We start from the raw sequence: 12,584 nt of genomic DNA on the forward strand, positions 1-12,584 counted from the left end.
GCACTGTTAACATCGTGGTGGCGGTATTGCCAGAGCTGTCGGTCGCGCCAAGCTCAAGCTCATGGGCGCCACTTGCCAGCTCACTGCTGCCAACCAGGGTTGCTGTCACATCACCGTCCACCAGATCAAAGGCGCTGATATTCAACAGCGCGCTGATATCGGTCAGGCGGCCAGTAGCGTTAATAACCAAGGTATCCAGCACATCAAACTCAGGCGCCGTAGTATCGACGATGGTTACCAACTGCTCGGCAATGGCCTGATTACCGGCCCCGTCGGTCGCCGTCCAGGTAATGAGGTGCTCGCCCAGGGCCAGCTCCGGCGCCAGATCCGAGCTTAGCGTCAGTATGGTGCTGATATTGTCTGTTACCACAGGCTCTGGCAGGGTCACTGCCGTGGTCGGCCCCGTGGCTTCAAAGGTCAGTGGCACCAGTTCGGCAAACACCGGCTTTTGGGTATCGCCAATGCTCGGGTCCAGCGGCGCGGCGTCATCTTCATCACTGATACCGTCATTGTCATCGTCCGGATCGGCATTGTTGCCTATGCCGTCATTGTCTGTGTCGACAGACTCGCTGGCATCCAGTGGGAAAGCGTCCTCGCTGTCCACTACGCCGTCGTTGTCATCGTCAGCGTCCAAGTTGTTGCCTATGCCATCCTTGTCGGTATCGAGCGATTCTGCCGCATCTAACGGGAAGGTATCCTCTGTATCCACTACGCCGTCGTTGTCATCGTCAGTATCCAAGTTGTTGCCTATGCCATCCTTGTCGGTATCGACAGATTCGCTGGCATCCAGTGGGAAGGCATCTTCGCTGTCCGCTACGCCGTCGTTGTCATCGTCGGTATCGGCATTGTTGCCTATGCCGTCCTTGTCGGTGTCGACAGACTCGGTTGCATCCAGTGGGAAGGCATCCTCGCTGTCCACTACGCCGTCGTTGTCGTCATCCGTATCGGCATTGTTGCCTATGCCGTCGGCATCGGTATCGACAGATTCTGCCGCATCCAACGGGAAGGCATCCTCTGTATCCACTACACCGTCGTTGTCGTCATCCGTGTCGGCATTGTTGCCTATGCCATCGAGGTCGGTATCGACAGACTCGGTCGCATCCAGCGGGAAGGCATCTTCTGTGTCCACTACGCCGTCGTTGTCGTCATCGCTGTCGGCATTGTTGCCTATGCCGTCTCCGTCTGTATCGACAGATTCGCTGGCATCCAGCGGGAAGGCATCCTCGCTGTCCACTACACCGTCATTGTCGTCATCGGGATCGGCATTGTTGCCTATGCCGTCGAGGTCGGTATCGGCAGACTCGGTTGCATCCAGCGGGAAGGCATCCTCGCTGTCCACTACACCGTCGTTGTCATCGTCGGTATCGGCATTGTTGCCTATGCCGTCCTTGTCGGTGTCGACAGACTCGGTTGCATCCAGTGGGAAGGCGTCCTCTGTGTCCACTACCCCGTCGTTGTCATCGTCGGTATCGGCATTGTTGCCTATGCCGTCGAGGTCGGTATCGACAGACTCGGTTGCATCCAGCGGGAAGGCATCCTCGCCGTCCACTACGCCGTCGTTGTCGTCGTCCAAATCCGCATTGTTGCCAATGCCGTCGAGGTCGGTATCGGCAGACTCGGTCGCATCCAACGGGAAGGCATCGTCGCTGTCCAGCACGCCGTCGTTGTCATCATCGGTATCGGCATTGTTGCCTATGCCGTCAACATCGGTGTCGACAGACTCGGTCGCATCCAGCGGGAAGGCATCGTCGCTGTCCACAACGCCGTCATTGTCATCATCGGTATCGGCGTTGTTGCCTATGCCGTCCGAGTCGCTATCCAGGTATTCACCGGCATTGAAGGGGAAGGCATCGACTATATCCAACACGCCATCGTTGTCATCGTCGGTATCCAAGTTGTTGCCTATGCCGTCGAGATCCGAGTCCAACCACTCGCTGGCATCCAGAGGGAAGGCATCAGAGCTGTCCGGCACATTGTCGTTATCATCGTCGGGATCGGCGTTATTGCCTATGCCATCCAGATCCGTATCAACAGACTCGCCGGCATCCAGAGGGAAGGCATCGGCGCTGTCCGGCACATTATCGTTGTCATCATCCAAATCGGCATTGTTGCCTATACCATCGAGATCCGTATCCAGCCATTCGGCGGCGTTAAAGGGGAAGGCATCGGCCAGATCCGCAACACCGTCGTTGTCATCATCAAGATCCGCGTTGTTGCCGGTACCGTCCAAGTCGGCATCCAGCCATTCAGACGCGTCTAACGGGAACAGATCGCCGGTATCCAACACGCCATCGCCGTCATCGTCGCTATCGGTATTGTTGCCTATGCCATCGGCATCGGTATCCATGGATTCGGTGGCATCCAAGGGGAAGGCATCGGAGCTGTCCGGGACATTGTCGTTGTCGTCATCGGTATCGGCGTTGTTGCCAATGCCATCGGCATCTGTATCCAGCCACTCGCTAGCATCCAGCGGGAAGGCGTCGTCCGTGTCGGCGACGTTATCACCGTCATCATCCAAATCGGCGTTGTTGCCTATACCATCTTGGTCGGTATCCAATGTCTCGTCTGGATCATTGGGGAAGGCATCGGCGTTATCGCCGACACCATCGCTGTCGCTATCAAGCGTTTCAGTCGGATCATTTGGGAATGCATCCTGACCATCTGCTACACCGTCATTGTCGAAGTCGCCGGCAAACACATATTCGATAGCGCCGATATCCATTTTGGGATACACAGGGCCGCCGGGCGCGGCTTCATCATACAGGCCAGATACGCGCGGCTGCCCCAATATGTCGACTTTCCCGCTATCTAACTCACCGGCTTCACCGGCATCGATATTGGCACTGCCCGGCACCGGCCGGTAGTCGCCATTGTCCGGATCGGCCAGCTCAACATAGCCAGAAGATGTGATACCACACTCGCTGTCTTCAACCCAACTGGCGGTTTGTTGCTCCCAGGTGTCAACATTACACACCGTAGAGCCGCTTGGGCCTTTTAGCAGTAAGCTGTTGCGCAGCTGCGCCGTGCCGCTGTCCTTAATAGTTATCGCGCCACCTTCGCTGTTGTAAAGGGTGCTGGAGAACAGCGCAACATGGCCCTGCTCTGCCGCAATAGCCGCATACTCACCGCTAATGTTGCTCAGCAAACTATTATCGGTATAAAGCTTGAAGTTATCACCTGCGATGGCCGGCGCTGCCATATTGTCGATCAGGCTGTAATCCAGCAGTAAATAAGACGATGAGTACATATGGATAGCGCTGCCATAGCCCTCGTCATCATTCACACCGTTTTGCAGCGTTAGCCCCACCAGATGCGGAAACTGGCTACTGGTCAACCTATCGACCAATGCTACGTTAAAAATGGCCGTGGCGTTTTGACCATCGAGCACAACCTCTTTGTTGCCATCAATCTTCATGCCCTTGCTGATCACCAAAGGCGACTGCAGCATGATCGTCATCGGGCCGGTAAACGTAATGGTGTTAAGATCTGCTCCAAGTGCACTGGCACATAAATCCGCTATCGCCTGACGTAATGTCCCCGGGCCACTGTCGGCATTGCTGCTAACCGTGATTTGGCTGGCAGTACATGCATGGTAAGGGTTGTCATCGATACGCGCCCAGTTAAGTACCACGTCATTTTCATCTGCCAGGGTTTGTAATTCTACAGTGCCCTCTATCTGATAGACAAAATCCACCACGCCATCGTTGTCGCGGTCTTCATCAACAATATCGGCGATGCCGTCATTGTCAAAATCGGCTAAATCACCCGCCACCGTCGGGCTCGGATCTGCGCCATCGAGCACGCCGTCGTCGTCAGAGTCCGGATTTAACGGATCTGAGCCCGCAGTAATTTCATCGGCATCGCTTAAACCATCATTGTCATCATCGGTATCCGAGTTGTTACCAATGCCGTCACGATCGGTATCCAGCCATTCGGTGGCATCTGTAGGGAAGGCGTCTGCCCAGTCAGGTTTGCCATCATTGTCATCATCACTATCTCTGTCATCTGCGATGCCGTCGCTGTCGGTATCCAGCTGCATAGTTACACTGGCAGAACAAACCTGCTCTCCGAGCACGCCACCGACCGTGCGCGGCGTCACACAGAAACGTATCTGCGTACCGGCAGCAACATTCACAGCAAAAGTGCGCTCAGTTTGTCCGGCCATAGTGGTCCAGCTAGCATTTTGCAGTTGCTGCCACAGGTACAGGCTTTGTGACTCCAGGCTGTAGTTGCCTGCGTCAGGCGCGGTATAAGTGTACTGACCAATCAAGCCAAAACCGGCGATAGGCTGGTCCATCTCTGCAGTGATTTTTACCTCAGAGGCCAGCGGTAGTTGCCCAACCTGTATCCAGTCACCGCAACGCTGGCTGCTTTGAAAGGTCATACACATGGTGACAAAGGCATTGCCATCATCCACCGTCGCCTGATAACCAAACACATTGGTGGCAACCACGGTTGCATCACTGACTTGCCCGGTCGCCGAGCGTAACCAGACAAAATTTGTTGCATCAACAGAATACGCAATATTGGCAAACAGATAGTCGCCAACGCGCATTTTTTGCCCTACTTTATCGACATGAGGCCGGACGCTGCCAGGTGTGTACCAGGGCGACTTCCCTAAACCGTCGGTACTACTGTTATACGGCACTTGAATATGTAAGTATTCTTGAGTCTTATAATCGCCGGTGTCGATGCCTGGCAGCGGGCCATCGCAGGTACCGCAATACCACTCGGTTGAAGCAGCCTCTACATTCACGCCAATAAATTGCCAGGTATCGGCATATTTGGATAACAAATCGATGGTTTCATCGTAACTGGCTCTCTGATAGGAGAGCTGCGTGCGATGAACCGGTGTTGTCCGGTCGATATTCAAATAACTAAGGGTTTGACTGGCCGCCCAATCCGGTGGCGTCAGGCGTTCTTTAAAATAGGTATAACTTCTGCGGTTATATTCGTATACGGCTAATAAATTCTGGGCCGGCGTCGCAGCGGGGTGGCCACCGCCTTTAAAGTTGACCTGAGAATCCGAATTGTCCCAATTGGCACTGCCAACCCACTGAATATCGTTGTCTTCAACAATCCTATTGCCCGGTGCATAATCGACACAGGCGGTGTGCACATTGTCGAACACACAGGTATTGTAGTGATACGTCGCTAACCAGTGCCAGGTATTGTCATTGCCAAATATCACCTCATCCCAGCCGCGGTCCGCGACAAAATTCGGGAACATTTTGGCCAGCGTACCGACAATAGGCTGCTGGTCAGTGTCGGTCACCGGATTCAGCATTTCCGGCTCAGTGACACTCTCCCAATCCCACTCCACTTCAGAGTAAAAGGTACGCTCCATTTCCAGCGGCTCATACTCGCTGTTTACATACGGCAGGCGCGGTGTATTAAACACACCCCGGCTCATGGCATCGACCGGCATCGAGACATAAGCGCAAAAGTTTTGCACATCATCATCCTCAGCACAGGCTGCCCGATTTAATAAGGGAGAGGTGGCGGCACTGTGCGGGAAGAACTGAAAGTTTGCTTGCGGTACCGTTAAATAGCTGCCGCCGCGGATATTGGTATTGGTATCTCTGACCACTTTAAAGGTATTGGCGATACTGCTGATGTCACCCAGCACCATAAAGCCAACACGACCGGCGTAAACCGTCTCGCTGTTGGCCTGTTCGACACTGGTTTGCTGCATCAGGCGCAGCGTAATACTATCTAAATTACCCGTACCACTGGTGACGGTTGCCCCCTGGTAAAGGGTAACGTCGTCCAGCTGACGAAACCCCAGGCTGTTTTTATACAACATAGGGCGCTGCAGCTGAGCCACCGTCACTGCATCGGTAAAGCTAGCACCGAGCGCAATACTTTGGCCGCTAAAACCGGTGTGCTTAACCTCGGCAGTGGAAATCAACAACATACGACCGTCAACCAGTCGGTGCCAGCCTTCTTCGGCCACCATATAGTGCACTTTGGCGCCGGTTAAATCGGCGGCAAAGCCTGTTGCCTGACGCACATCAAATAAAAACTGATTGCCGGCGGTAATGGGTGCCGTGGGCACTATGCTCACCCCGGGGTTTAGATTAGGGTCTTCGAGGCTGACAAATACCACAGGGCGCTGGAAAATACGGTTGGTCCACAGGTCGGCGATCTGGTTATTAGCGCCAATAGTTAAAGTGCCCGTTTCCGCCGGAATACCCAACAGCGCCGGTGCGCCGTTAAACTGCATACCTACTGCTGTGGTATTGGGCGGGGTTGAGCCATCACTGGTAGCGTACATCCATTTGCCATCGGCTTCGGTAGCAAAGCCCGGCTTGGACGGATTTATCGCCTGAAAAAACACCAGATTATCGGCGTCATTAACATAGGTCACATCTTTGGCAACACCATCGACCGTGACCGATTGCTTTTGCAAACTGGCGGCCATCAGGCTCTGTGCCGGGCACAAGCCGATTAACAGAATCCAAATTAACAAACGCATCATGCTGTATTTCCCCGCATAGAATCTTCTACCCCACATTAAAACAGGCAAAAGTGCAGGAAAAATGCAAAAGGCGGGAAAGCGTCGGGAAAAAATTGTACTAAAGCGTCACGGGCTCAGTCAGTACCGGCAGGGTGATCACCATGCGCAGGCCGCCAAGTGGCGACTGGGTGGCCTGGATTTGACCCCGGTGCGCCTGGATGATGGACTTGGCCACGGATAAGCCCAGACCCGCGCCACCCGTGTCGCGGTTGCGGGAATCCTCCAGCCGATACAGGGGCTCGAACAGGCGCTCAAGCCGGTCAGCAGCCACGCCGGGGGCGCTGTCCTCCAGACTGATAACTATGGTGTCGCTGTGGCGCTGCAGACCCAACCTTATGCTGCCGGGCGCCCGGGTATAACGCAGGCTGTTTTCCATCAGCTTGCCGAGCGCCAGCGCAAAGCTGGCTTCATCCAGCAATGCCGGGCAGTTATCGCTTAAGGGAAGATCCCGGGTCAACTGCAAGCCCCTCTCTGCGGCGCTGCCCTGAAAGCGGGTGAGCCAGCGCGGCAGGAAATCTTGCAATTCCACCCGCACCGAGTTGCCATCGAGCCGGGTCTGGCCCAGCTTGCTGGCCTGGGACAGGTCCGAGATGAAGGCATCCAGCTGCTGCATGTGTTTCAGCAGCCCCTCGATATTGGCGCTGCTGGGCGCCATGACCCCATCCTGCATGGCTTCCAGCTTCATTCTCAACACACTGAGCGGGGTTCTCAGTTCATGGGACACATCTGTGAGCAGCTTTTCCTGTTTGGCCAGGGTGTCGAGCATCAGGGCATTGCGTTCCAGCATCAATTTTTGGGCCTCCCCATGGGATCTTTGCAGCTCAAGATGGGCACGATTGAGAGTCAACTCGCTGAAATAGCAGGTAAAGACCATGACCAGGGAAGCCAGCACGAAACGAATCAGGCTGACCTGATTCCAGGCGCCCTCCTGCCACTGCCCCAGATGGGTAAAAGCCATGGCAAACAGCACCAGGTAAAACACAGCCACCAGGGCGGCCCCCAAGGCCCGGCCATTGAGCATGAACACGAACACAGGCAGGAATAAGGTCCAGATCAGGATGAAGTTTTCCGCCCGGCCCTGCCAGGCCAGGGCCCAGAGAAACACTATCAAAATCAGACTTATCTGCAGCGCCGTCGATTGCAGCACGCTTGCCTGCCGCTCCGCGGACTGGCCCTGGCTGCGGCGCAGGCGAAAATAGGCCAGGGTGCAGACCAGCAGGGCCACGGCGTCCAGCAGAGCTATGGGCCACATGCCCCGCAGCTGGTTGTAGAAGGTGAACACCAGCAGCAGCAGGATAATGGCCAGCAGCAGGCCATGGAGCACCACCCGCTTGCGTCTGAGGTCAATATCATCCTCGGCAAGGGGCTGACCTAAAATATGGCTGGTACGTAAAAAATCGAACATCCCTTTTCCTTGCTGATGCAAAAACACCACTGAGAGTGCAATAAAGCTGTTGATGGTACAGAGTAAAACACAGCAATATGCAGCGAATGTGCAGTAGCCTGTGATTTTACGCCTGTTTTGCCCCCCTCCCCCGAACCCCGCTCTCAAAACTCAAGCCTCGCAACTCAAGCCTCAAGCTCAGGTCTCAAAGCGATAGCCCAGACCATAGATGGAGCGGATCATCTCATCGGGCGACTCCAACTGTGCCAGCTTCCTGCGCAGGTTGCGAATATGGCTGTCCACAGTGCGTTCCGACAGCACCCGAAAGTCGCTGTAGAGCAGGTCGAGAATTTGCCCCCGGGAATAGATGCGGTTGGGATGGCTGTAGAGCAGATGGAACAACCTGAATTCCAGCGCCGTCAGGATCACCTTGTGACCGCCATAGCCGAGCGTCAGGCTGGATTCGTCCACAGACAATTGCGGGCCAGCCGAGGTCAGGCGACCGTCGAGGCGACGCAGCACGGCCCGCACCCTGGCGACCACCTCTCGGGCACTGTAGGGCTTGCAGACATAGTCGTCGGCGCCTGTATCCAGTCCCAGCAAGCGATCGACTTCCTCGACCTTGGCCGTGGTCATTATGATGTGCACTTCGGAAAAGGCCCGCACTTCGCGGCAGATGCTCAGCCCGTCCTTGCCCGGCAGCATCAGGTCCAGCAGCATCAGGCTGGGGGCGTCGCAGCGCACCGCCTCCACCACGGCATTGCCGTCGTGAAAGACCCGGGTCTCGAGTCCCTCGGCCTGCAGGTAGAGCTGCATCACCTCGGCGATGCTTTTCTCATCCTCTACGATAAAAACCTTGTGTGTCATCGGCTCGTCTTATTCTTATAGAAACTAAGTTGGCAAAGTCAGTGTTGGCTTGACTCTTGTGCCGGTTCGGGAGCCTCAACAGGCTCACTGTCATCATCCAGCGGTAACACCGGACGGGGTAACAGGATGCTAATGGATAATCGGCCCAAAGGCGAGGCGCAGCCTCTATCATGCCACAGAGGCTGCGCCCTGGGCCGGACGGATCTGCCGCCTTGCGCTTGCCCGGGTTGGCTGCGCCTGCCGCTATCAGTGCCTGAGCCCTATCTGCAGGCTGCTGCCATCGGCCCCCGGGGTCAAGGTTTGGCTGCGCGGCTCGCTGTAGTTGGTCAGCACTGGCCCGAGGGCTGGTGGAAAGTGCACATTGAGCATTTCGGCCTTGACGGCGCGTGGCATGAAGCCATCGATATGGATCACCAGGGTCTGATATTTCTCATGAGAGAGCGGCTCGTGAGAAAGAGCTTCGTGTGGCATGGCCTCGTGTGCCCCATGGTCATGAGCCTGCCCTTGTGCCTTATGGGGGGGCAGCAGGGCCTCGGCAATTTCCTCCTCCAGGCGCTGCTTCAGCTGTGCCAGGCTGGGGGCCCGGGTCTGGCGGCTGGCCAGGGGCTGACCGTCTATGGAGATGGTCAGCCGCTCGGCAAAGACCTGCACCAGCTGGCGGTGAAACTCTGCCAGTTTGGCCTCATCGGCCACCAGATGGGCGATCGACGCCGGCTTGCCCTGCCACTCCAGTCGGTGAAACAGGGCCGTCAGTGAGGTGGCCACAGTCAGCGACAGGTGGTTGTGTTGCCTCAGGCTAATGTTGGCCGAGGTCATGTTGAGCCCATGAGCACTGGCGCCTGTCATGGAGATCAGGCCGGCGCAGAGGGCGAGCAGCGGCAATATCCGTTTCTTCATCATTCATTTCTCCTTACGTTTATGGGCCAAGGTTATCGGCAATGCGCCGTCACCAGGTCATTGCTGCCCGTGGTGTCGTTCTTGTCCAGCCGATAGCGGAAGCGGTAGCAATCCTTGCCGGCCTGGTAACCCGACTCGCCCGCGACCAGAGGCCGATAGAGGATCATGGCGACATTACCGGCGGGAATATGGCTGTTGTCCGCGCTCGGGGTCACCTCTATATAGGTCCAGGTGGCGCCATTCAGGCTGAGGCTGTCGTAGTCCGTCAGTTCCACCTCTGTGCCGAAGGTGAAATCCTGCAGACGCTCGTTTTCCCAGTGGGCCGCGACCGTCTGCATGGCCGTTGACTGGCTGGCCTCGGCGCGATAGCAGCCTATGGTGTAGGGCGCGGTTTTAGTGGAGTAATACACATACTCGCTGCCGTCGCCGTGCAGATCGTAGCCGTTGCACTCATCCAGCGGCCGCTCACCGGTTTTCACCTTCTGCGGTCTGTAATCCAGTGATGTGTAGCGACCGCCGCCGTAATCGACCCCACCGCTGGTCAGCTGGCCGCCGCCGGTGCCGAAGTACAGGGGTATGCCGTCAAACATGTAGGCCAGCGGTTTGGAAGGATCCTGGGTGTCCATCAAACACAGGGGGGCATAATGGTAGTGGTAGTCCTCACCGTTGCCCGCATGGGCGCCACACTGATCCAGTTCGCCCAGCAGCACTGTATCTCGGCTGCTGTAGTCCTGGCCCAACTGCGCGACCTCGTCCGCACTGTTCTCCTTGGCATAGTGCAGAATAGGCACACCATCGACAGCTATGCCTATGGGGTAGTGAATGTTGAGGTTGCTGCCGGTGCTTGCCAGGTATTGGGGCACCAGGGGCACGGACCAGCTGGGCTGTTGCGGCAGCGGTACCCGGCCTATCCAGGAATGGGTGCCGACGTTGGCCTTGTCGACATCCAATTGCGAGCGATCCGGCAGGCCCACCAGGGTATTGACCGTCATGGTGCTGCTGTCGCAGCTGACAGACACCAGACCTGCATAGTCTTCGAAGGCCGCTGACTTGGTGGCGCAGTCGCTTGGGGTGCTGGTCGGTACATGCTCGTCGTTATTGGGGTTATAGCGTACCCGGGTCATATGCAGGCTGGCGCTGCCCAGCACCTTGCCTTCGATGGCGTTTTCCAGGGCAACCAGATCCGTGCTGGCGGCGGTTAAGCCCAGGCTGCCCACCTGGGCCGACAGGGCATAGAGGCTGAGGATATAGGTGTGTTCAGCCGCTCCCTGGGAGCAGGGGGCGGAATACAGCTGCTGGCCGTTCACCGAGTTGATGCCGTACACCCCTGTGCCCTGATCCCCCTCGCTCAGGGCCGTGGTGGCGGCGGGTATGTCGTACTGGATCTGATAAAAGTGGGCACCGGCAAAGTCTGTGTCCGCAGGATTGGGGAAGGTGTACATGACCAGGGCAAACGACTGGGTGCCCTCAGGGGCATTGTCCCAGGACAGGGGCAGCATCTTGCCATTGTCCGCACCCTCGCAGGTGGCACTGAGAGGCAATATCAGCTTGGATTTCAGCGCCGGACTGGTCAGGAAAAAGTCACCTGAGGAGCCGCTGCCCGTACCTGTGCCCGAGCTGCCTATGGTGGCCCGCACCAGCACCTCGTTATCCAGCACCAGGTTGCTGCTCCAGATAAACTGGGCATCGCTCACGCTGTTATCGAACAGATCGGTAAATTGGGTGTAGGCAGGTTTGTTGTCGACCCCAACCGTGGTGTTGCTGTAGCTGTAGGCGTTCGGCCAGAGCGAATCGTCAAAGTCGCTCGCGGCCCAGTTTTCCGGCACCGCCCAGTGGGCGGCGTATACAGTGGCTATGTCCGAGGGGGCCGTGGTGGCACAGCTGCTGCTGGCGCGCAGCCCGGCGCTCTGGCTCAGACAGGTCGTGTCCGTGATGGGCGCGGTATAGAAGGTTTGTGCCTTCCAGCTGCTGTCGGTCTTGCCTATGATGTTGCCACTGGCATCCTTGAACAGGGCCACCATGCCGCCATCGCCGGGATGGAAGCTGCTGCCCTGGTTGTTTTCTGTGCCTGTGCCCAGGTTTTCTTCCCAATCCACAAGATGCATGGCCACGGTAAAGGGCTGCTTGACCCGAAAGCGCACTATGTTGGAGTTGAACTCGGTAAAGGGCACGGGATCTTTGGCGACGGCGACGCCGTTCACATACAGCTCGAAGTAGTTGTCGGCGAAGATAAAGGCGCTTATCACCTCACCATCGGCATCAATCTCCACTATGTCGCTGCCATTGGCATCCAGGGCCGCGATGGCGGCCGCCGAATCGGCATAGCTGTGGCCGGAAACGTAAGCATTGTAGAGATCGCTCGCCATGGGCACAGTGCTGTCCTGATAACGCACCTCGGCCGGTACCAGCCAGGAGCCGCCATCGCCGTCGAAGCTGCGCCCCAGCGCGGCCACCCGGCTGCCGGCAGAAAACAGGTTGGCTTGTTCCACACTGGCCGGCCCCTGGGTCAGGGTTGGGCTGTCGCTGCTGCCCGTGCCCGTACCGCCACCAGTGCCTCCTGTGCCGCCAGTGCCTCCTGTGCCAGTGCCACCTGTACCTGCGCCGCTGCCGTTATCCTGAGTGCTGTCACCGGCACCGTCACCGCCGCCACAGGCGGTCAGTACCGCCGCCACCAGCAGGGGGAAGAGTAATTTTCTGGACATTGACCACCTCTATAATCGAATGCAAGGGAAAGAGAATGAGCATGGCGCTCATGCATTAGGCACACTCTAGAGGGCTAATGTGCAGGAAATATGCAGTTGCGGATTTGGCGGCAAATTTTACACGTCAGCCTGCTAGTCCAACCACGACTTTGCCGAAAGCGAATCACTCGATTCAAATTAGCAGTTGAATTTCCTTTTAAGTTAACAAGATAAT

Annotated in this window: 5 protein-coding genes; all 5 read right to left on the minus strand. The window is 56.9% G+C overall.

Annotated features, from left to right (window positions below):
• Positions 1 to 6,481: thrombospondin type 3 repeat-containing protein (locus LZP73_RS17160; RefSeq protein WP_234236181.1), on the minus strand; the 6,481-nt coding region annotated here is incomplete at its 3' end.
• Positions 6,482 to 6,578: 97 nt separating this feature from the next.
• Positions 6,579 to 7,925 carry a sensor histidine kinase gene (locus LZP73_RS17165; RefSeq protein WP_234236182.1) on the minus strand — a complete coding sequence of 449 codons (1,347 nt, stop codon included), beginning with the start codon at positions 7,923 to 7,925 and terminating at the stop codon, positions 6,579 to 6,581.
• 177 nt (positions 7,926 to 8,102) lie between these two features.
• Entirely contained in the window at positions 8,103 to 8,771 is a 669-nt protein-coding gene (locus tag LZP73_RS17170) for a response regulator (RefSeq protein ID WP_234236183.1), read from the minus strand.
• A 246-nt stretch (positions 8,772 to 9,017) separates the two neighbouring features.
• The gene (locus tag LZP73_RS17175; protein WP_234236184.1) at positions 9,018 to 9,671 is read right to left on the minus strand and encodes a hypothetical protein; all 654 of its coding nucleotides are present in this window, start codon (positions 9,669 to 9,671) and stop codon (positions 9,018 to 9,020) included.
• Positions 9,672 to 9,700: 29 nt separating this feature from the next.
• Positions 9,701 to 12,370 (minus strand): YHYH protein, encoded by a 2,670-nt coding sequence (locus LZP73_RS17180; RefSeq protein WP_234236185.1) that lies wholly within the window; start codon positions 12,368 to 12,370, stop codon positions 9,701 to 9,703.
• Positions 12,371 to 12,584 lie beyond the last annotated feature (214 nt).

It is taken from the genome of Shewanella sp. AS16, assembly GCF_021412365.1.
Taxonomy (GTDB): domain Bacteria; phylum Pseudomonadota; class Gammaproteobacteria; order Enterobacterales; family Shewanellaceae; genus Shewanella; species Shewanella salipaludis.